Source organism: Dyadobacter fermentans DSM 18053 (genome assembly GCF_000023125.1).
GTDB classification, from domain to species: domain Bacteria; phylum Bacteroidota; class Bacteroidia; order Cytophagales; family Spirosomataceae; genus Dyadobacter; species Dyadobacter fermentans.
The window spans coordinates 3,444,483-3,465,624 of record NC_013037.1 but is presented as its reverse complement, the minus strand read 5'-3'; the positions used below and the strand labels follow the sequence as shown (position 1 = coordinate 3,465,624).

Here is a 21,142-nt window from a genome sequence, read left to right as displayed (position 1 = left end):
TTACGAAAAGGCGTAATTAGGTGGTATGCCGCAGCTTAATCGGGTATTTATACGCTATTATTTGATGGATTAACGGCGGATATTTGCATTACTTAAGTGAAGAACTTAATAGTTTATTAGCCATGAAAAGAAATATCTCAGTCTTTATCCTCTTGATCCTGCTGGCGTCGTCCTTTAAATACAGGACAAAGACCAGAGAAACAGCACAACCGCCCGTCACAGCGGGTTTCAGCACCAAAAGTCCAGCTAAGGGGATTACCAAAACTTCCATGGACGCAGCCATTGCAGATCTTCAAAAGGCCAATCTGGAAATGGCGAAGGGAAATCCGGCACTTTTCAAATCGCTGTGGTCACATCAGGATGATGTGACGATCTTCGGCGGGGCCGCAAATGCAGATTCTAAAGGGTGGAAAGCCGTGGAAGCCAGCCTGAACAACGAAGGACTCGCAACGGGCAGGGATGTTACCTACACCTATGAAAAAGTAGCCAGCGAGGAAGGCGCAGCACAAGGTTACCTCATTCAAAAAGAACACTACCGCTTTGCCGACGGCCGCAAGGCCGATTTGCATGTTACCATCCTTTACCGGAAGGAAAACAACGTCTGGAAAATCGCCCACCGGCACGCCAATCCGATCGCGACGGAGGCAAAATCAGACAAAACTTCTAAATAATTGCCTCTCTTCCTGATATTTTAAGGCGGTAGCGCCCATCCAACTAATTTGTTGTTATTTTGCACCTTTGGTTAAAAAGTGACAACAAACTAAGCATGGAGAGATTTACAGGACTGCTGGGTATCGTCTTGATCCTGGGCATTGCCTTTGCGATGTCGAATAATAGAAAGGCCATCAATTATCGAACGGTGGTCGTGGGCCTGGGACTTCAATTCGGTCTTGCAGTGTTTATCCTCCGAACGGACATTGGGCAGCGGGTTTTTCAGTGGCTGGGGGAAAAAGTCCAAAAACTACTTTCATTTTCCGACAAAGGTGCCGATTTCGTATTCGGCACATTGGTGAGGCCCGAGCTTATGCAACGCGCATTCGGGCCGGGCAACGACTTCGTTTTCTTCTTCAAGGTCATTCCAACCATCATTTTTGTAGCCGTGCTGGTGAATATGCTCTACCATTTGGGCATTATGCAGCGCGTGGTGTCGCTCATCGCGCGCGGTGTGTACTGGCTGATGGGCGTGAGCGGTGCAGAAGCGCTTTCCAATGTGGCGAGCACGTTTGTGGGGCAGGTAGAGGCGCAGATTATGATCAAGCCTTATCTGAAAAACATGACGAATTCGGAGCTGATGGCGTCCATGACCGGTAGTTTCGCCTGCATTGCGGGCGGTGTAATGGCCGTTTATATCTCATTGGGCGTGCCGGCACCATACCTGATCGCGGCGAGCCTGATGGCCGCGCCGGGCGCATTGGTGATTTCCAAAATCGTGTTTCCGGAGACCGACAAGTCGGATACCAAGGGAATGGTGAAGCTCGAAATCCAGAAGACGCACGCCAATTTGCTCGATGCCATCGCCGCCGGTGCAGGCGAAGGCCTTAAAGTGGGGTTCAATGTGATTGCGATGCTGATCGGCTTCATCGCGCTCGTGGCATTGCTAGATTACCTGCTCGGTTACATCGGGGGCATCTTCGCGTTTCCGCAGCTGAGCTTCAATTTTATTCTAGGAAAAGTGTTCTCCGTCTTCGCATGGGCCATGGGCGTGCCCGCAAAGGACATTGAGGCGGCCGGTTCGCTGATGGGCACCAAAATGGTGATCAACGAGTTCGTCGCCTATCTCGATATGGTGAAGCTCCGGGATACGCTCGATCATAAGACGATCGTCATTACCAGCTTCGCGTTGTGTGGCTTTGCTAATTTCAGCTCCATCGCCATTCAGGTGGGCGGGATTGGCGAATTGGCACCGTCGCGACGCGCCGACCTTGCGCGGCTGGGGTTCAAGGCGCTGATCTCGGGTACGCTGGCATCGTACATGTCGGCCACACTTGCCGGTTTGCTGCTGTAAACAAGTGCGAAACCGCTATTTGTAATGAATGAAGAGGGCACACGCGTTGCCCTCTTTGTCGTTTAAGGGCTTGCGTTTTGCTGCCGGGCCCGCCCGATTGGCATAAATGTTTACAGGTAACCGATGACGAACATCCGGAAAAAACTGCATCAACACTGCATACTATGAAACGTATCAAACTCTTCTGGTCTTTATTGCAAGACAGTTTCAATGAATTTCTGAACGACAATGGCATGAAGCTGAGTGCCGCACTTTCCTACTATACCATATTTTCGCTCGCTCCGATGCTGCTCGTGATCATTTCGGTTTTCAGCATTTTTTTTGGTAGGGAAGCCATTCAGGGCGAGTTGTTTGGGCAAATCAGCGGGCTTGTGGGTGCGAGTGCGGCGTCGCAGTTGCAGGATATCCTTAAAAATGCCGAGCTGTCGGACAAATCGGGATTGGCGGCAGGGATCGGGATCGGTACTTTGCTGATCGGGGCGACCGGGGTTTTTGCCGAAATGCAGGATTCCATCAATTTCATATGGGCCATTAAATCGAAACCGAAGAAAGGCTGGCTGCAATATTTGAAAAACAGGCTGATTTCCTTTTCATTAATCCTCACTTTGGGCTTTCTGCTGGTGGTATCGCTGGGAGCGAGCGCGCTGGTGGATTTGCTGAGTGCGCGACTGGAAGCGCTATTCTCGGAGGCATCGGTAGTGGTGTTTTACATTGTGAACCTCGCATTGGTCCTCACGATCATCACGGCATTGTTTACCGTCATTTTTAAAGTGCTTCCCGACGGCGACCTGCGCTGGAAGGAATGTATTGTAGGCGCTGCATTTACCGCGACTTTGTTCCTGATCGGGAAATTTGTCATCAGTTTTTACCTCGGGAAGTCCGATCTCGGTGCGGCATACGGCGCATCGGCGTCGATCGTGATATTGCTCACCTGGATCTATTATTCGTCCATTATCCTGTATTTCGGGGCTGAATTCACGAAGGTCTACGCTCGGCTCGATGGCGTCGCGATTGCTCCGAACAAGCACGCCGTGCTGATTGTGCGGCAAGAGCTCGATAAGAAAACTGGTGCTAAAATCACGGAGTAAAAAAAGGCCTGCATGTTTGAGATGCAGGCCTTTTTTTCAAATCAAACTAATTAGCGGATTACCAGCTCGAACGGCATCCTGGTTTGCATTCCACCCATATTCATAAGCTTTTTATACATCTTCACGTAGGGAGCCAGGTCGCCGAGCGCCTTGTTTGTTACCTTTTCCTCTTTGTTGCCCATCAGTTTTTCGAACATTTCGTCAAGCGGGCGTTTCTTTTCGGGGTAGTAGCGGATGCGGTAATCGCCTTCATTCAGTTTGGCCGCCTTGGCCGCTAGTTTGATCGCATCATCCACGCCGCCGAGCACATCCACGAGGCCATTTTGCTTGGCTTCCACACCCGACCATACACGCCCCTGCGCGAGGCTTTTTAGTTTTTCAACCGGCATTTTGCGACCTTCTGCGGCTTTGCGGGTGAATGTCTCGTAGCCTTCATTCACGCTCTTCTGGATCATTCCTTTTTCGAATTCGGTCATTTCGCGCGTTGCGGTAGGCCAGTCGGCATGCGGACTTGTTCCCACGCCGTCGAATGTAATGCCCAGTTTATTGTTCATAAAATCGGTCACATTGAAAATTAGCCCGAAAATACCGATCGAGCCGGTGATCGTGTTCGGCTGGGCGACGATCGTATCGCAGCCCATGGCCATATAGTAGCCACCTGAGGCCGCTACATCGGACATCGAGGCGATTACCGGCTTTTTCTTGGCCGTAAGCTGGATTTCGCGCCACATCACGTCCGAAGCGAGGGCACTGCCGCCGGGAGAGTTAATACGGATGACCACGGCCTTTATTTTGTCGTTTTCACGGATTTCCTTCAATTCCTTCACAAATTTCTCGGAGCCGATATTGCCGTCGCCGCCATCGCCGCCGGTGATCTCACCTTCGGCCACCAGCACGCCTACGCGCTTGTTAAAGTCGCCTTTCTCAACCGGGCTGGCGCCCTGGATGTACTTGTTCACGCCCACGTAGGAAATGGATTTGTCGGCGGCCACTTTCAGGTCTTTTTTCATGGCGGCTTCAAGCTCGTCCTGGTAACCCATGTGCGTGATGAATTTGTATTTCAATGCAGCTTTCGGATTTTCGACGGCCAGCGAATCCGCCAGGTTTTTGAGCTCATCCACGGGGATGCTGCGGGATGCCGAAATGTTTTTAAGGAAATTATCATTGATCGCGCCGATGAGCTCAACGGATTGCTTCTTGCTCGCTTCGCTCATATCCTGGCGGGAGAACATTTCGATGGCACTCTTAAACTCGCCCACGCGGAATACCAATGGTTTGATTTCCAGCTTATCGAATGTGCCTTTGAAGAAGCTGTATTCCGCCGAAAGTCCGTTCCATTCGATGCCGCCGGCCGGGTTCAGGTAAATTTTGTCGGCCACGGAGGCGATGTAGTAACCTTTTTCGGAATAGCTCTCTCCATAAGTAACCACGAATTTCTTCGATTTTTTGAATTCAAGCAGCGCCGTGCGGATTTCTTCCAATGTGGCCCAGCCCGCTTCTGGACCTTCCGTTTTCAGATAAATTCCCTTGATTTTATCATCTGCTTTGGCGCTTTTCAATGCGTCCAGAATGTCTTTTAGCCCTACCACATTGTCTTCGCCGCTAAAAGGAATCCCGAATTCGGAGAGCGGATTTTCGACGCCCACTTCCTGAATGGGCTGGTTGAGGTCGAGTTTGAGGACGGATTTGTCGTCGAGTACCACTTTTTCCTCAGACGAAAAAAGCGAGCCGATGCCCGCGAGGATGAAAAAGGAGAGGAAGAGGAAGAGTATAATGCCGACGAAAGTCGCCAGGACATATTTAAGGAACTGTAACATAATCTATTGCTAATGGATTCTTCTCTATAAGTTGATCAAGGAACAAAATTACGTATTTAATGTCGCCTTTTGTGGACGAAATAATGTCAAAAGGTTGTTTGCCGCCATTAAGTGGTTGAAATAACCGTTCCAATTTTTCGCCGCCTACCAGCGGATTTAGAAAAGCAGATTATTTACTTTTGAAGAAAAAATCAGCAGATGAAAAAGACCCTCATTCTCGTGCGCCACGCGACAGCCGAAGACCAGAGTTTCAGAATCAAGGATTTCGACAGAAATCTCAACAGCAAAGGTTTGTCGGAGTCGCTCGCGATGGGGAAATGGCTGGTTGAGGAAGGGGTGAAGCCGGATCTTCTGGTGTCGAGCCCGGCATCGCGAGCATTCAAAACGGCCGAGATCATCGCAGGACAGTACAAGATCCCGGTGGATGCAATCCAGACGCAGGCCGGCATTTACGACGGCGGCCCGAGGGCCTATTTGCAGGCGGTCACAACGGTGCAGGAAGCGCATTCGACCTTAATGCTTTTCGGGCATAATCCCGACATTACCTATTTTGCCGAATACCTCAGCGGTGCGAGCATCGGGTCGATGAAGAAGGGAAGTGCTGTTTTTATAGAATTTAAAAATCAAAAGTGGGAAGAAATATCTGCAAAAACGGGCGATCTGGTGCTGTACAAGACGCCGAAGCAGATCAGAGAAGATGAGTAAAATGGAGCAATCAAATCGTAACAAAAAGATATTTGTCGTTGTTTTCGTCGCGTTCGTGGCATTGTTCGCCTACATTTCTTACGATATGTCGAGCCGTACAACGGCCCCCTGGAACAAACCGAAGCAACTCAAAAGAGCATTGCCCGGCGCCACGCCGGATTCGGATTCATTGAAACTGGATTCGTTGCTGAAAGAGGTGGAAGAATAGGAGCCTAGCTGCGCGGATGAAACTCGGTGATGATCTGCCGCAGATAATCCCTGTCGAGGTGTGTGTAAATTTCAGTGGTGGTAATCGACTCATGTCCGAGCATTTCCTGCACCGCGCGCAGGCTGGCGCCGCCTTCGATAAGGTGCGTCGCAAACGAATGCCGGAACGTATGCGGGCTCACGTTCTTGTGGATGCCCGCTTTTTCGGCTGTATCCTTGATCATCAGGAAAATCATAACCCGCGACAGCTGGCCGCCCCGCCGGTTGAGAAACACAATATCCTCGCTCCCTTTCTGAGGCGCGATGTCATTTCGGATGTGATCGAGGTAGATTTGCGTGTATTTAATGGCTTCTCTGCCGATGGGCACCAGCCGCATTTTATCACCCTTCCCCAGAATCCGCAGGAAGCCAATATCGAAATGGCAATTGGTGAGCTGCAAATCCGTTAGCTCCGAAACGCGCAATCCCGAACTGTAGAGCACTTCCATAATCGCCCGGTTTCGGGTTCCTTCGGGAGTGGAATGGTCGATGGCGCTCAGCATTGTTTCAATTTCTTCGTAAGACAGCACATCGGGCAGCTTGCGCGGCAGGCGTGGCGATTCGAGCAGCTCCGTAGGGTCTTCGGTGATTTCGTTTTCCAGCAAAAGGTATTTAAAAAACGCCTTGATGCCCGATAGCATCCGGGCCTGCGAATGTGCTGCGAGGCCCAGCTCGGCAATGTATTTCAGGAAGGCCGACAAATGTTCCTCCTGCACGCGCGCCGGTGCGAGGTCGGCCTTGCTCAATTCCAGATATTCTTCCAGTTTTTCCACATCCCTCACATAGGCTTCCACAGAGTTGCCGGAAAGCGAGCGTTCGAGGCGGAGGTAATTTTTAAAATGTTTAATGTAGCTTTGCCACATATCGAAGGACGACTAATGAATGCTACAAAGCAAATGAAAAAGATAATGATTCTGAACGGCCCGAACCTGAATCTTTTGGGCAAAAGAGAGCCGGGCGTTTATGGAAACCAATCGTTTGAAGACTATTTCGGTACGCTGAAAACAGCTTTCCCCGACGTTGAACTGCATTATTTCCAGTCGAATCACGAAGGTGCGATGATCGACAAGATCCACGAAACCGGTTTTTCTTTCGACGGCATTGTCATCAATGCAGGCGGTTACACGCATACTTCCGTCGCATTGGCCGATGCCCTCTCGTCGGTTACCACACCGGCCGTCGAAGTCCACATTTCGAACATCCACGCCCGCGAAGCATTCCGTCACCACAGCTACCTTACGTCACGCTGCAAGGGGATTATTGCCGGGCTGGGGCTTAGGGGGTATGAGATGGCGGTGCGGTACTTCTTGTAATGAGTGAATGAGTGAATGAGTGAATGAGTGAATGTGTGAATGTGTGAATGAGTGAATGTGTGAATATTCTCAGCATTCACTCATTCACTCATTCGAAATTCACTCATTACCTAAACACCACATTCCCAAACAGCATCTTCCCCTTTTCCAGCATTGCCCGGAAGATGGGGTCGTCCATGAGGTAGATGACTTGGCCGCGGCCCATTTCCTGGGCTCCGATGATGAGGGTGTTTTTTAGCTTGCCCGCCATTTTGGAACCTACGAACCCTGCTTTGTAATTGTCGTCTTTCAGGTAGCCGACGTTCCAGCCTTCTTTGAGGTAATCGCGCTCGTAGGCGTCGCGGACGATGGTGAAATACTCGTCGCCGCAGCCGAATGAGAGCGGATGCGTGCGGTCCATAGTGATCTGGTACATGCTGCCGGGCGATGAGTCGCTGGCTTCTTCGCGCTGCTGCTCGCCGAATTTTTTGAACGTGTCGTCATCCCTTCTTTTATCGGAAAACTTCTTCGTGAGCCCGAATCCAGGCTTGTTCACGAATGCATCCGTGGCACGCTCCATGGCAACGAGCTTGCCGCCGTTTTTGACCCAGTTCTGAATGCCTTCGAGCTGTTTTTCGCCGATGATGTCGTTATACCTCCCATCGGGCAGGATCAGGACGTCTATTTCATTCCAGGGTAGCGTATTCAGTTTAGCGGCATTCACGATCGTCACCGGGTATTTGATCTGCTGTTCGAAATAATGCCAGATAGCCCCAAAAGCCGTCGCCGAAATGCCGTCGCCTGCGACGGCAACCACTTTCGGGGCTTTTAATGCCACCACATTGTCGTTACCGAAGTCGGGGCCGCTGCTGACGAAGCCTGTTTTTACGGGCGTGAGCCTTACGAAATGCTTATTGGCAAGCGATGTGACCAGTTTATCGAACGGAATGCCTTCATTGCCTTTTTTGGGGATGATCAATGTCCCTGCCGAATAACTGGTTTTGTCCATTTCAAATGCCGTGTTGGAAGTCTTCACGAGCACTCCCTCTTTTAAAAGTTCTGCCAGAAATGCCGCATCGCCGGACTCCGACCAGTTGGCCAGGTATGCATATGGCGACGACTCCGGCAAAGCATTGTCGGAAGCCGCGGGACGTACGGCGGCGGGAGTAAGTTTTTCCTTTAAACCATAAGCTTTCAAACCGAAAATATAGGCCAAGCCCCAGCTGGTAACATCGTAAGTGACAGAGTCTTCCAGCGCCGGTTTGGGATCGAAAAGAATGCGGAGCAGGTTGGATTTCGGTTGATAGGCGCTGATCACCAAGTCGTTATCTTCTATGCGGATGGTTTGCTCGTTCAGCGACGTGAGTTCGGTGCCTTTTGCAGACATGGCTTTGCCCGCCACGCCGTAGCTGAAACCCTGCCTGTCGAGCCACTGCCCGAATGCCCGGGCGTTCCGGGCCTGCCCGCCTGTTTTAATTACATAAGTCTTAAAACTTCCCAACGGCGCGGCGGCCGCGTCCTGGTGAAATTGGATAAACTCACTCACCACTTTCTCTTTCCGGGACATTACCGCTTCCAGCGTAGCGAGAGTACTCGCGTAATGATGCGCGATGCGGCTGTCGAGCGTGAGCGTATCGTGCTCGCTGGCGCGTTCGAGCGCGAGGCCCGCCCGTCCGCCGCCGCCCTGCTCGTAGGTAACGCCTATGGCGCCATTTGCGGTGGGCCAGGTATCGCCGTAGCTGGGATAGAACAGGTCGTAATCATTGCGGGTAAAGTACGCCCAATGGTTCCGATCGAAATACTTGCGGCAATACTCGCCGATGAGCTCGTTAAATTCCCTTTGCCAGCTGGTCACATCCTTGTTGTAGGGTTTTGCAGCCGGAGGGAAATAATAGCTCCTCGACGGCCCCATTTCGTGGAAATCGGCGTGGAAATGCGGCATCCACTGGTTGTATAGGGTAATGCGCTCCTGCGTTTCTTTCTGCGTCTGCCAGGCCCAGTCGCGGTTCAGGTCGAAAAGATAATGGTTAAAACGTCCGCCGGGCCAGGGTTCGTCGTGTTCGAGGGCAAATGGCGTCACGTCGGGCGTGGCGTTCTGGACGCGGTTGTACCATTGCGTGTAGCGCTCGTAGCCGTCGGGATTAATGCACGGGTCCACGAGTATCACTATATCTTTCAGAAACTGCTGCGTGAGCGCATTGCCCTTATTCAATAGCTCGTAAAGCACTTTCATGCTTGTATTGGCCGAAACGGCCTCGTTTCCGTGCACATTGTAACTCAGCCACACGATAGGCGGAACGCCGGCATCGGGCTTGCCGGGCAGCAAACCGATGCTCTTTAAGTGATTAGTCCGGATCGTTTCCAGCTTCGCCATGTTTTCGGGCGATGAAATAAATGCGAGCATCAGCGGACGGCCCTCGTAAGTTGTACCGTATTGAATAAGTTTCATCCGGTCGGCATTGTTTGCCTGAATGGATTTGAAATAATCCACGATCAAATGATGATAGGCGAACTTCGAGCCGAGCCGATAGCCCAGGAACTGATCGGGTGTCTGATTTTGCGCCCACGCGGGCTGAACGAAAAGCAGGAAAAACAGGCAGCGGATCAGTTTGGTCATGGGAAGTGGAATGATGGAGTCTGTTAAACCCAAATTTAAAAAGTTGCCGGAATTAACAGCGGCCGCCAGATTGATAAAAAAAACTTTCAATTTGAATCTTCTGAAAATGAGTTAACTAAAAATTAATTGATTTTTATTTTTGACCTGCTATTGCTTTTTTGAATCTGACCGTGCATCTTTGCACCACGTTTTCGGAACAGGGAAACGAAAAGTGAAAGAAAGTGCTAGAAAAACGCGCGAAGTAGGAGACCAGTCGGCCCATTCGTCTAGCGGTTAGGACACGACCCTTTCACGGTTGAAACAGGGGTTCGATTCCCCTATGGGTCACAAAACCGTGCGAAGCACTTTCAATCATTTCAAAAACCGCTCACTTTTTTTGAGCGGTTTTTTTGTTTCTGACGCATTTCTTCTACATGTAAGTGTGATAGTAGTATTTATTCTACAATTGTAGCTATTTCAGTTACTGCTCCTCTCGAAATATTTTTTATATCACCCCTCCAATTCTCCATTAAGTTCGTGTCAAAGCCGGGTAGAAACGAATGGAAAGCGTTTTTATAAACTTACTTATGCGCAAGGGTCGGTTTAACTAGATTAAGCAGGCATTATTATTCTACCAACAATAAAAATTTTTCTAGGTGTTTGTAGTATATTTGAAACGGACGATGCGGTTGATTCTAAATAGCTTAGATCGGTCACATAATCCATATCGCCCACTTATTTTATACGCTCTATGAAATTTTTACTAAAACTTATTTTTGCGGGAGGAGTAGTAAGCTCGGTGGCAGCGGCTCCAAACAATGACGCCGGAGGCATGCTGCCGCTTGCCGACGATGTAAATGTCGAAAGCAGTATTGCTGGTGCCCTGAATGGTTCTTACGAAATCAGGAATCCCTATGCAGAGTCTGCAGACCAGCCTTTTACCATTGCCGCTGCACCAGCTGCGCCTTTGGCTACCCGCGTTTCCTGCGGAGGAAGGACCTGGACACACGGTGAGTACCTGGGACGGACAGGTGACGATCAGCCGGTGAATGTTCTTCTAAAGGACAACCGCATTTATCTGAACTGGAACGGTCGCATCGCTGATAACCTGGACATTCTATACTCGCTCAAAGAAGGTACTTTTCCTGTGAATCCGGCGACAACGACGCTGATCCAGTCTTGTATCAACCCGGTTGACCCCAGCACCGGTCCTATGAACCTCCTGGGAACAAACGGCAGCGGCCAAATCACCTGTAACGGCGTTGCCATGCCGAATGGCGAGCGTCTGGGCGTATTCGTCGGTCCTACTGGTAACACTTACCAGTTCATTAAGTATGTGGACGGCCTGCTGCGCGTAAAGATCAAGCAGGGTGAGACCGATGACCGGGAAGAAAATTACAGCATGGAATTGCTCGTTCAGACAATCCAGCGCAGGGACGGAAGCTACATGGACGCGAAATGGGTTAATGTACTGACGCCCGACATGGTGAACGGTTGTTTCTGGCCTACATCTCCAAAGACAGCCACTCCGCTGCCCGACAATAACTGCGCATCCGGCCCGGCCATCAGCAACATCACCAACATCACCCAGACGGCCCTGACCGTTGCATTCACGGGTTCCGGCGTGAACAGCCTGAAATGGCGCATCAAGTCCGGCGGAACGGAAGTTCGTTCGGGGACGACCAACGATTTTGGCGGCGCTACGTCAGTCAATCTTTCATACAACTCACTGACACCAGGCGGCTATACCCTCGAAATCGAAGGAAATAACTGTACTTCGGGTGTGAGCAGCCGTTCGTTCACCGTTAATGAACCGGTTGTAGTTGTTCCCAATTGTGAGAACGGCCCGTCGGTAACGAGCATCACGGGAATTACACCAAGCAGCGCTACGATCAATTACGGCGGAAGCAACCTGCGCGTATTCTCATGGCGGATTCTGCAAGGCAGTTCCCCGGTAGCGAGCGGCAGAACAGGCACACTGACCTCTAACACTACCAACCTTACATTCAATTACCTGCAAAACGGAACCTATACTTTCGAGCTGAAAGCGGAGGATTGTATAGCACCAGCAGTAGCAACACGCAGCTTTAATGTTTCAGCAACAGACACCCGCACTTCATGTAAACGCGGGCCAAAACTGGAATCAGTGGTATCGGCAGGTGAAACCGGTCTTTCATTCCTTTTCGATGGCGACGAAGTGTACGCGATTGACTGGAAAATTAAAAAGGACGGTGTTACGCTCCGCCAGAACCGCGTGGCTCCTCAAAGCAATACGCCTTACATTGACTATAATTTGCTGGAATCAGGTACTTATGCGCTGGAAATCCAGGGAGGTAGCTGCAAGTCCACTCCTACAATCGCTGCATTCGGTGTGAACGTTCAGTTGCCGATCTATGTGTCGAATTTTGAAGGAAAAGCAGTTGAAAAAGGCGTAGAGCTTAGCTGGAACGTGGTTGCGGAGGAAGATGGTAAAGAATTTGAAGTGCTTCGTTTCGACGACCGCATGCAAGGTGAGAAATCACTCGGAAAAGTGTCACTCACCGACCAGCGTGTTGGCAAATACAACTTCCTTGACGAAAATCCACTGCCGGGTATCAACTACTACCAGTTGAAGCAGATCGACATCGACGGTACTTTCACCAAAAGCAAAATCGTAGCGGTGAACCCCGACGTGCTGGTAGGCTCTGTTATTTCGCCAAACCCTGCGCAGGATTTTGTGAACTTCCAGTTCTCATCGCGCAAGGCAGGAACATCGGACGTGACGATCTACAACCTGGCCGGACAGCCGGTGAGCAGCTCAACCATCCGTATTTCGGAAGGTAAAAACACGCACCGCATTAATGTGAAAAAGCTCGGTAGCGGACATTACTTCATGAAGGTCAGCCACGGAGGCGACGACACGAAGCTGAGATTCATCAAAGTGGACTAATTCGTTCTCATTGAGCATAGAAACGGCCGGGCTACATGCCCGGCCGTTATTTTTTGTAGCTCTTCTGATACTTACTCTTCCGGCTGCAACCGCGCCTCTTTCCACCATTGTGTGAACGTCTGGTCGCCGTCCAAATCCACTTTTTGTCCGATTAGAGGCGTTACGAGCGGCATATTCTGCTTCTGAGCTTCGGCGCTGGCGCGGAGGATCGGCTCGTTCCAGTCGTGGATCGACAATGCGAATTTGGCCCAATGTACCGGCATCAGCTTCTTTGCGCCCAGCTCGCGGGCAGCGGTTACGGTTTCTTCAGGCATCATGTGAATGTATTTCCAGGCTTCATTATATTGCCCGCATTCCAGCAACGCAAGGTCGAACGGCCCGAATTTCGCGCCGATTCTTTTGAAATGATCGTCATAACCCGAGTCGCCGCCGATGAAGATTTTCTTCGTGGGGGTTTGCAGCACGAACGACACCCACATGGCACGGTTACGGCTGAAACCGCGGCCCGAGAAATGCCTCCCCGGTGTAAGGTTTACCATGAAGCCGTCGCCCAGGTCGGCGCTTTCGTTCCAGTCCTTTTCAATGATGCGGGCAATGTCGTATCCCCAATATTCGAGGTGTTCGCCGGTTCCGAGGCCGGTAATGACCTTTTTGACCTTCGGTTTGAGTTTCAGGATCGTTTCGTAATCGAGGTGGTCCCAGTGATCGTGGGAGATGAACAGATAGTCGATTGACGGGAAATCTTCCACCTGATAAACATCGGTGCCTTTGAAGCTCGGCGTGGTGAATGAAATGGGCGACGCGCTGCCGCTGAAAACCGGGTCGACGAGCATTGTCTTCCCGTCGATCTGCATGAAATACGACGAATGCCCAAACCACACCAGCACATTTTCGTCCGGTTTCAGGTGGAGCAGATCCGTTTTTTGCGAAGGGATCAATGCGCCGGGGATGTTGTATTTGCTTTTACCGAAGAAAAATTTTGTGAAAACCTTTAGATAACTATTTCCCTCGGCGAGATCGGGTGTGAAATGCTCGTTCTGGAATTGTCCGTCGCGGTAATGCGGCGACTGTTTGATCCTTTCGAGCCTCGCACCGGACGGTTGCTTGCCGAATAGCGGTTGCTGCATGAATATGACCGCGGCAATGACTACCACAGCCAGAATGATGAAGAAAGTCATGAAGGAAAGTTTAATGATCCGTTTTGTCATAGCATGTGGAGGGGGTGAAAGTTAGCAGTGGACGAATGTACGCTTTCTTGCGTATTTTTGAATTTACTTATCCAAACAAAACCAAAGTCATGAAAAGAAATGTATTGCTGTGTTTGCTATGCCTTCTGCATTGGGCGGTCATCGCTCAGAACCCGGCCCCGGATACGAGTTGGATCAAGGCGAACTACATCAAAACAGAGCAATACATTACCATGCGCGACGGGGTGAGGCTATTTACCGCCATTTACACGCCCCGGGACAATTCTCAAACCTACCCGATCATCATGCAGCGCACGCCGTATTCGGTGCGGCCTTATGGCGAGGGGAATTACCGCCGTTCGCTCGGGCCTAATGTGCACCTCATGCGTGAGAAATACATTTTTGTATATCAGGATGCCCGAGGCCGGTACAAAAGCGAAGGCACTTTCCGCGAAATGACGCCCGCGATCCCGAACAAGAAGAGCAGCAAGGACGTGGACGAGTCGAGCGACACCCATGAGACGGTCGAGTGGCTTTTGAAAAATACCAGAAACAATGGGAAAGTGGGCCAATGGGGCATTTCGTTTCCTGGCTACTACTCGTCGGCGGGTCTGCCGGATGCCCACCCGGCGATGAAAGCGGTGTCTCCGCAAGCGCCGATGTCGGACGAATTCATCGGCGACGATTGCTACCATAACGGCGCATTCTTTCTCATGGACAATTTCGGCTTTTACAGCGGTTTTGACGGCCTCAAAAGCAAGGATGGCACCAATTATCAAAGCCATTTTAGCGTAGAATATAAAGACGCTTACAAATATTTTCTCGAACTCGGCGCGTTGAAAAAGACCAATGCCGCGCCCTATTTCGCCGATCCGAACAGCATTTGGCGGCAAACGACGGCCCATCCCGTGTATGACGAGTTCTGGCAGTCGCGGAACATTAAAAGACATTTGAAAAACATCAAACCCGCGGTGCTCGTGGTAGGCGGGTGGTTTGATGCGGAGGATTTGTATGGTGCATTGAAAACCTATGCGGCCATTGAGAAACAAAGCCCGGGCAACAACAACCGGCTGGTAATGGGCCCCTGGACGCACGGAGGCTGGGCGGCGCCTGCCTGGAAGGGCTTTGCCCGCTATCAGTTTGGCGCGGATGTGAACAAATACTATCAGGAGGAGATCGAAACGAAGTTTTTCAATCACTACCTCAAAGGAAAAGGCACTTTTGAGCAGCCGGAGGTTACCGTTTTTGAGACAGGATCAAATGAATGGAAGCACTACGACGTTTGGCCGCCGGCAAACAGCAAGCCAACGCCCTATTATTTCGGGCCAAATGGCAAATTAGCGGTGGAAAAGCCCACTCCCAGCACCAGCCTAACCAACTATGAAAGCGATCCTGCGAACCCGGTGCCTTACACCAGCGTAACTAGCGGGCATCGCAACAACGAATATATGGCAGAGGACCAGCGTTTCGCATCACAGCGACCGGATGTGCTCAGTTTTCAAACGGATTCATTATCGGAAGACCTCACTCTAACTGGCGAAATCGTTGCGGACCTGATGGTGTCCATGACCGGCTCCGACGCCGATTTTATCGTGAAAGTAATAGACGTGTGGCCCGCAGGCTCATCCGTAACAGCAGTTAAGGAAGGGGAAAAGGCCGTTGATATGAGCGGTTACCAGCAAATGGTGCGTGCGGAAGTACTACGCGGCAAGTTCAGGAATAATTTTTCGAAGCCGGAACCGTTTGCAAAAGGTAAGATCGAGCAGGTTACGGTCAAACTGAACGAAGTCGCGCACACATTCAAAAAGGGCCACCGTGTGATGGTGCAGATACAAAGCAGCTGGTTCCCGCTGGTGGATCGCAATCCGCAGAAATTCATGAACATTTTTGAGGCATCGGAATCTGACTTTCAGAAGTCGGAGATTTCGATCCATCACAATGCCGACAACCCGAGCAGGATTACTTTGCCTGTCCTGCGCTGACCGGCTCACTGCACCGCATTCGTTTCCCTGGCGAGTTTTTCGCGAGGGAAACTTACTTAATGCCTTTGCGCTTTTTATACTCCTGGTATCGCTGGTTGTATTCTTTAAGCTCTTCGTCTTTGAAACTCTTCAAATAATTGGCGGGCAAATCGAGCCTTTCCTGCGTGTTTAGCGTGTTCGAAAGCTCTACCAATGTATTAATACCGTTTTTGTCCTTATTCAGGTCAAATGCATCGTACAAATCGCCGTTGACCGTAAATGCTTTGAAAGACAGCTTGTTGCGATCGACAGTAATGGCCTGGTACAATTGCGTGTTCGAAGCGGCGCGGTCCATCCAGTTTTGGAGCCCGATATCATACATCTTCGGGCCGCTTACCGACACCACGTAAATGGGTCCGTCGGGCTTTTTGCGGCTCTGTCCAATCGGGATGTTCAATCCGCGACCATAGGTGTGGTCGTGGCCTTGGAGTACGATGTCAATCTTGTGTTTTTTGTACAGCGGCTCCATGGTGTTGCGCCATTCGTCGTTATCGCGGCCATTTTTGGTGGAGTAAATCGGATGGTGGTGAATCACGATCGTCCAGCGGTTGGGGTTGCCGGTGGTGATTTTTTCAAACCATTCAGATTGCCTTTTCAATGTCGTGGAATCGAGGATGGCTGCCTGCGAATCGAGTGAGATGAACCGGATTCCCTGGTAATCGATGTAATAGGCCGTTTCTGAAAGGCCTTCCGGCCCGTTTTCGGGCAATGCGAACTGCGGTCTCCAATGTTTGGATACGAAAAGAGTCCGTTTTTCGTCGCGGAAATATTCGTGGTTCCCCGGCGTGGTCAGGTTGGGTACCATCCCATTGATCCAGCCGCCTGCTTCAAACCATTCGCCCCATTGATAATCCGCATTCGCATTGTTGATCAGATCGCCCGCATGGATCATGAGGTTGGCTTTGGGCAAAGTTGTGAACGCGCCCCGCACGGCCCGCGACCACAGCGAGCGAATATCGTTTTGTGCATCCCCAAAATAGAGGAACGACACCGGTTCCGGCTTGTCCGACGCCGTTTTGAAATGGAACCATTCGCTCCACGATTTCCCGTCACCGACCCGGTAGACATATTGCGTCGATGGTTTCAGGTCACCAAAATTCGCTTCATGGTAATGCGCCGTTTTGCCGTCCAGCACCAGTTTGTGCGTGGCAGCCTGGACAATGCGGGCTTTGGCAGGAAAATCCGGCGAAGGATCGGCCTCATGAATGGCGGCAACGGCGGTAGTCACCGTGGAGTCTGTGCGCCAGTTCACGGCTTGCGAAGTGGCCGGATCACCTTTGTAGCCTAGGATCACGCGATCGGGGAATGCAGAAGCCGGGTAGCTTTTATTTTGCTGGGCTTGCACAGCACCCGCAGTTAGCAGGATTCCGGCAAAGAGGAATTTGGAATATAAACGACTGAAAGATTGCATAGACTCGTGGCAAATTGTGGTTACAATATTACCCGTTTGGAAAGCATTCGGACTAGTTGTTATCTTTAATTTTACATTTTGATAACACTGCATACGAGCGGGATCGCCGGCATGAATGCAAATTGCCAGAATGGTTCGTATATCGACAAAGGGTGGTACGGCTTGAAGGCTGCTGGTTCAAAATGGTATCAGAAAGGAAAATTGCGGGCTCAGCTCTTACAGCGCCTTCATGTCCGAAGGGAAATTCACTTACCGGAGTGGTATTTACGATGTTAGTTCAAAAACCCGAGTATAGCTTAGCTCTTCTTTCAGCAAAATAAGCTTTGAGTTGGTCTACATCCATTCCCTCAATTTCACGGGATATTCTTTCTTTGATTTCGCGCGTCATCCTGATAGCGTCGAACTCCTTTTCCCTCTTATCTTTCGATTTCATAGTTTCAGTTCGGCAAGGAGAATGGATTCGTCGGTTAGCGGAATTTCTTCAATAAAATAACCCATGATGCTTTGAACAAAGTGTCTGACTCTTTTGGGAGCGTCGGCTAGCTCGCCCTGAGTAACCTCGGACAATATGCAAATGACCTCGCCAAACTTCACGAGTTCAAAAATGCGTCGGCTCTCCACTTCAAACTCGGCGTCAAAAACACCTCCAAAAACCAAGGTGTCGAGATAGTAGCGAGGTGGCATAAAAAAGTGTGTGGCAAGTTCCAATGTTTTTGAAATCACATTGAACTTAAACAACACAGGATTTCTCGGAGAGACAAAATTCTCCAACGACACTTTTCAGTTATTTAACGCATCCGGCAGCATGCCTAAAAATGGCTCTGCTTTCGTAAAATCCAATTCTTCGTAAAATAGTCCCATTTTGTTCAAATTCCGGTAATACGCGTCAACGTGCCGGTAATAATGCTGCTCCGATTGAACGTGCCATGCGGCGGCGCCAAGTTTATCCGAGAGAAACCACTTTTCAAGCAGGCGGCCTGCCCGGCCATTTCCGTCGTTGAACGGATGGATGCACACGAACAGCAAATGGATAAACGAAGCGTAGTAGAATGTCTCTTCCAGCGAGAGGTCGCGGCTGAGCAGTTCACCGATATCATCCCAAAGCTTGCGCATTTCGGTTTCCAGCAGATGTGCAGGCGCCGCTTCGAACTGAATGCGCCCCGTTTTGTGCTCCATCACGACCATCGCACCACGCCGGTACACGCCGCGCCAATGCGCCGGCAGGAGGTGCTCGGTAATCATCCGGTGCGCCTGCGCAAAATGCTCCTGACTGAGCCGGTTCTCTTTTGCGTAAATGTATGCCCGGAAGAGGTCATTCGGCTTTTGGGTGAGCTCAGGAAGGTATTCGATCTGCTGGATTTTATGCTTGATATAGCTGTCGACGTCCATCGGCTCGCCTTCAATTTTGGAAGAGGTGATGACGGCGACTGACGTATAAAAATCGAAGGAATCGGCCCTGACGAAGGTTTCACGGAGCTGCTGCCATGCTGTGTGAAGGTCAGTTCCGAGTTGTTTCCGGTAATCATCCAATAAAAGGTCCGACATGATGTTCATGGGCAGGCGTGGCGCTTTCGGCAGACATCCAAGTTACCAGTATTCTTTCAAATCCAAAACCCCTACCTTTGCACCGTAGAAAACGTGCATCCGTGAAAAAGAAGATACTCCTCGTTACCCCGCCATTTACCCAGCTCAATACGCCTTACCCAGCCACCGCATACCTGAAAGGTTTTTTGAACACTTTGGGAAGGGAGTCGTATCAGGCCGATCTGGGGATTGATGTGATCCTGGAATTGTTTTCTTCCAAAGGATTAAAACGGCTTTTCGAAATGCTCGAAGCGTCCGATATTGAGCTGACAGACAATGCTTTCCGGATTTATGCGCTTCGGGACGAATACATTTCGACGATCGATCCGGTGATCCGTTTTCTCAAAAACAGCAATCCCACATTAGCACACAGCATTTGCGACCGCACGTACTTGCCCGAAGCAAGCCGTTTCCAGCAGCTCGAAGACCTGGATTGGGCATTCGGTACGATGGGAATCCACGATAAGGCGCGGCATTTGGCGACTTTGTACCTCGAAGACCTGGGCGATCTGATCCAGGAGGCCATCGACCCGCATTTCGGTTTCAGCCGGTATGCCGAGCGGCTGGGGCGTTCGGCGACGAGTTTTGATGAAATGGAGGCGGCGCTTGAAACGCCGGATACGCTGCTTTCGCAAACGTTGAAGGATGTGCTCGAACGCAAAGTGAAGCAGTATAGCCCTGATATCGTGTGCATTTCGGTGCCTTTTCCGGGGAATTTGTATGGCGGATTCAAATGCGGCCAGTTTCTTAAAAAGAATTATCCCCACATCAAGATCGTGATGGGCGGCGGCTTTGCCAATACCGAACTGCGCTCGCTCCAAGAGCCGCGGGTGTTCAATTATATTGATTTTGTGTGCCTGGATGACGGCGAGGCGCCGCTCATGTCGCTGTTGGAACATCTCGACGGCGAGCGCGAACTTTCCGGTCTGAAACGCGTGTATTCGCGGGTGGACGGCACCGTCGTGTATCATAACGGCGCGAAGGAAAAGGACGTGCCGCAGCGCGAAACGGGCACGCCGGATTACAGTGACCTGCCTTTGCATGACTACCTTTCTGTGATCGAGATCGTGAACCCGATGCACCGGCTGTGGAGCGATGGCCGCTGGAACAAGCTCACGCTCGCGCACGGATGCTACTGGGGTAAATGCTCGTTCTGCGACATTTCGCTGGATTACATTCGCCGCTACGAACCGATGACGGCCTCGCTGTTGTGCGACCGCATCGAGGAAATTATCGCACAAACACAGCAGAACGGCTTCCATTTCGTGGACGAGGCCGCGCCGCCCGCATTGCTGCGCGACCTCGCGTTGGAGATCATCCGGAGGAAGCTCACGGTGGTTTGGTGGACGAATATCCGTTTCGAAAAGAATTTTACGCATGATTTGTGCCTGTTGCTCAAAGCGTCGGGCTGTATAGCGATTTCCGGCGGGTTGGAAGTAGCGTCAGACCGGCTGCTCGACCGCATGAAAAAGGGCGTTACCGTGGCCCAGGTGGCGCGTGTAGCCGATGCATTCACGCAGGCGGGCATTATGGTGCATGCGTACCTGATGTATGGTTTCCCGACCCAAACCGCCCAGGAAACAATCGATTCGCTGGAAATGGTGCGGCAGATGTTTCAGCTGGGCATCGTGCAGTCGGGGTTCTGGCACCGGTTTGCGATGACGGCCCACAGTCCCGTCGGGCTGCATCCCGAAGCATTCGACGTGATGCGCCTCGGGCCGGACACGGGTACATTTGCCAATAACGACCTCGAACACCAGGACCCGCTCGGGGCCGATCATGACCGGTTTGCCGAAGGTTTGCGCAAATCGCTTTTCAACTACATGCACGGCGTCTGCCTCGACTTCCCATTATCCGAATGGTTCGATTTCAGGACACCGCCGACTTCCATTCCACCGAATTACCTTGAAAAAGCCATCCACGCACCCGCAGAACTGGCCGCGCGGCCGAATGCGGTGATCGTCTGGACGGGAAGTTTACCGGAAATGGCCGTTTTTGAAGAAAGAAAGGGCAAAAAAGTGCATGAAATAGCCGAACTCGTTTTTTACAACAAGAAAAAAGAATGGGCTGTGGAAGCGGAGGTCGGGATAGGCGAGTGGCTTACCGAAATGCTGCCGAAACTCCTGATCGCCAACCCGGAGCCTTATCCTTTTGAGCAGTTCAAAAATGATTTCGAAACGGCGGGCCTCGGGCAGTTCGAGACATTTCTCAACTCCCGCACATGGCAGGAGTTGAAAAACGGTGGTATGCTGGTGCTGTAA

General features: G+C 51.0%; 16 protein-coding genes and 1 tRNA gene. 10 read left to right on the top strand and 7 right to left on the bottom strand.

The window, feature by feature from the left end:
* The first annotated feature begins 122 nt into the window (after window positions 1–122).
* The 3 genes from DFER_RS13860 to DFER_RS13850 all read left to right on the top strand — a co-directional run bounded on the left by DFER_RS13860 (window position 123) and on the right by DFER_RS13850 (window position 3,093).
* Window positions 123–671, top strand: coding sequence for a YybH family protein (locus tag DFER_RS13860; protein WP_015812268.1), 549 nt, complete (start codon window positions 123–125; stop codon window positions 669–671).
* 95 nt (window positions 672–766) lie between these two features.
* Window positions 767–2,005, top strand: a complete 1,239-nt coding sequence (locus DFER_RS13855; protein ID WP_015812267.1) for a NupC/NupG family nucleoside CNT transporter — start codon at window positions 767–769, stop codon at window positions 2,003–2,005.
* A gap of 164 nt (window positions 2,006–2,169) precedes the next feature.
* Entirely contained in the window at window positions 2,170–3,093 is a 924-nt protein-coding gene (locus DFER_RS13850) for a YihY/virulence factor BrkB family protein (RefSeq protein ID WP_015812266.1), read from the top strand.
* Window positions 3,094–3,143: 50 nt separating this feature from the next.
* Here the strand turns inward: DFER_RS13850 and sppA are convergent, their stop codons facing one another.
* Entirely contained in the window at window positions 3,144–4,910 is a 1,767-nt protein-coding gene (gene sppA / locus DFER_RS13845) for a signal peptide peptidase SppA (RefSeq protein ID WP_015812265.1), read from the bottom strand.
* A 198-nt stretch (window positions 4,911–5,108) separates the two neighbouring features.
* On the opposite strand from sppA, the gene DFER_RS13840 reads away from it, so the two are divergent.
* Both DFER_RS13840 and DFER_RS13835 read left to right on the top strand, forming a co-directional pair.
* Entirely contained in the window at window positions 5,109–5,615 is a 507-nt protein-coding gene (locus tag DFER_RS13840) for a SixA phosphatase family protein (protein WP_015812264.1), read from the top strand.
* Between the two features lies 1 nt (window position 5,616).
* On the top strand, window positions 5,617–5,823 hold the full coding sequence (locus DFER_RS13835) for a hypothetical protein (protein WP_143828733.1): 207 nt from the start codon (window positions 5,617–5,619) through the stop codon (window positions 5,821–5,823).
* A 4-nt stretch (window positions 5,824–5,827) separates the two neighbouring features.
* Here DFER_RS13835 and xerD read toward each other — a convergent pair whose 3' ends face one another.
* Entirely contained in the window at window positions 5,828–6,724 is an 897-nt protein-coding gene (gene xerD / locus DFER_RS13830) for a site-specific tyrosine recombinase XerD (RefSeq protein ID WP_015812262.1), read from the bottom strand.
* 33 nt (window positions 6,725–6,757) lie between these two features.
* Here xerD and aroQ point away from each other — a divergent pair, with 33 nt between their 5' ends.
* Complete coding sequence (aroQ, locus tag DFER_RS13825) at window positions 6,758–7,174, top strand: type II 3-dehydroquinate dehydratase (RefSeq protein WP_015812261.1); 417 nt, start codon at window positions 6,758–6,760, stop codon at window positions 7,172–7,174.
* A 106-nt stretch (window positions 7,175–7,280) separates the two neighbouring features.
* Here the strand turns inward: aroQ and DFER_RS13820 are convergent, their stop codons facing one another.
* Window positions 7,281–9,770, bottom strand: a complete 2,490-nt coding sequence (locus tag DFER_RS13820) for a M14 family zinc carboxypeptidase (RefSeq protein WP_015812260.1) — start codon at window positions 9,768–9,770, stop codon at window positions 7,281–7,283.
* 255 nt (window positions 9,771–10,025) lie between these two features.
* Here DFER_RS13820 and DFER_RS13815 point away from each other — a divergent pair.
* Window positions 10,026–10,097 (top strand) — tRNA-Glu (locus DFER_RS13815).
* A 403-nt stretch (window positions 10,098–10,500) separates the two neighbouring features.
* Window positions 10,501–12,678, top strand: coding sequence for a T9SS type A sorting domain-containing protein (locus DFER_RS13810; RefSeq protein ID WP_015812259.1), 2,178 nt, complete (start codon window positions 10,501–10,503; stop codon window positions 12,676–12,678).
* Window positions 12,679–12,749: 71 nt separating this feature from the next.
* Here the strand turns inward: DFER_RS13810 and DFER_RS13805 are convergent, their stop codons facing one another.
* Window positions 12,750–13,856 carry an MBL fold metallo-hydrolase gene (locus DFER_RS13805; RefSeq protein WP_041736446.1) on the bottom strand — a complete coding sequence of 369 codons (1,107 nt, stop codon included), beginning with the start codon at window positions 13,854–13,856 and terminating at the stop codon, window positions 12,750–12,752.
* A 119-nt stretch (window positions 13,857–13,975) separates the two neighbouring features.
* On the opposite strand from DFER_RS13805, the gene DFER_RS13800 reads away from it, so the two are divergent.
* Entirely contained in the window at window positions 13,976–15,847 is a 1,872-nt protein-coding gene (locus DFER_RS13800) for a CocE/NonD family hydrolase (RefSeq protein WP_041735096.1), read from the top strand.
* Between the two features lie 52 nt (window positions 15,848–15,899).
* Here DFER_RS13800 and DFER_RS13795 read toward each other — a convergent pair whose 3' ends face one another.
* The 3 genes from DFER_RS13795 to DFER_RS13785 all read right to left on the bottom strand — a co-directional run bounded on the left by DFER_RS13795 (window position 15,900) and on the right by DFER_RS13785 (window position 18,842).
* Window positions 15,900–17,297 carry a purple acid phosphatase family protein gene (locus tag DFER_RS13795; RefSeq protein ID WP_015812256.1) on the bottom strand — a complete coding sequence of 466 codons (1,398 nt, stop codon included), beginning with the start codon at window positions 17,295–17,297 and terminating at the stop codon, window positions 15,900–15,902.
* Between the two features lie 429 nt (window positions 17,298–17,726).
* Window positions 17,727–18,074 carry a PIN domain-containing protein gene (locus tag DFER_RS13790; RefSeq protein WP_222837333.1) on the bottom strand — a complete coding sequence of 116 codons (348 nt, stop codon included), beginning with the start codon at window positions 18,072–18,074 and terminating at the stop codon, window positions 17,727–17,729.
* A 3-nt stretch (window positions 18,075–18,077) separates the two neighbouring features.
* On the bottom strand, window positions 18,078–18,842 hold the full coding sequence (locus DFER_RS13785) for a Fic family protein (protein WP_187293465.1): 765 nt from the start codon (window positions 18,840–18,842) through the stop codon (window positions 18,078–18,080).
* A 101-nt stretch (window positions 18,843–18,943) separates the two neighbouring features.
* On the opposite strand from DFER_RS13785, the gene DFER_RS13780 reads away from it, so the two are divergent.
* The gene (locus tag DFER_RS13780; protein ID WP_015812252.1) at window positions 18,944–21,142 is read left to right on the top strand and encodes a B12-binding domain-containing radical SAM protein; all 2,199 of its coding nucleotides are present in this window, start codon (window positions 18,944–18,946) and stop codon (window positions 21,140–21,142) included.

Bases quoted from the DNA above. Each gene is read 5' to 3' on its own strand.
- DFER_RS13795 (WP_015812256.1), bottom strand. From the start codon at position 17,297: ATGCAATCTTTCAGTCGTTTATATTCCAAATTCCTCTTTGCCGGAATC.
- DFER_RS13805 (WP_041736446.1), bottom strand. From the start codon at position 13,856: ATGACTTTCTTCATCATTCTGGCTGTGGTAGTCATTGCCGCGGTCATA.
- sppA (WP_015812265.1), bottom strand. From the start codon at position 4,910: ATGTTACAGTTCCTTAAATATGTCCTGGCGACTTTCGTCGGCATTATA.
- DFER_RS13855 (WP_015812267.1), top strand. From the start codon at position 767: ATGGAGAGATTTACAGGACTGCTGGGTATCGTCTTGATCCTGGGCATT.
- aroQ (WP_015812261.1), top strand. From the start codon at position 6,758: ATGAAAAAGATAATGATTCTGAACGGCCCGAACCTGAATCTTTTGGGC.
- DFER_RS13850 (WP_015812266.1), top strand. From the start codon at position 2,170: ATGAAACGTATCAAACTCTTCTGGTCTTTATTGCAAGACAGTTTCAAT.
- DFER_RS13840 (WP_015812264.1), top strand. From the start codon at position 5,109: ATGAAAAAGACCCTCATTCTCGTGCGCCACGCGACAGCCGAAGACCAG.
- DFER_RS13860 (WP_015812268.1), top strand. From the start codon at position 123: ATGAAAAGAAATATCTCAGTCTTTATCCTCTTGATCCTGCTGGCGTCG.
- DFER_RS13800 (WP_041735096.1), top strand. From the start codon at position 13,976: ATGAAAAGAAATGTATTGCTGTGTTTGCTATGCCTTCTGCATTGGGCG.
- DFER_RS13785 (WP_187293465.1), bottom strand. From the start codon at position 18,842: ATGTCGGACCTTTTATTGGATGATTACCGGAAACAACTCGGAACTGAC.
- DFER_RS13820 (WP_015812260.1), bottom strand. From the start codon at position 9,770: ATGACCAAACTGATCCGCTGCCTGTTTTTCCTGCTTTTCGTTCAGCCC.
- DFER_RS13835 (WP_143828733.1), top strand. From the start codon at position 5,617: ATGGAGCAATCAAATCGTAACAAAAAGATATTTGTCGTTGTTTTCGTC.
- DFER_RS13810 (WP_015812259.1), top strand. From the start codon at position 10,501: ATGAAATTTTTACTAAAACTTATTTTTGCGGGAGGAGTAGTAAGCTCG.
- xerD (WP_015812262.1), bottom strand. From the start codon at position 6,724: ATGTGGCAAAGCTACATTAAACATTTTAAAAATTACCTCCGCCTCGAA.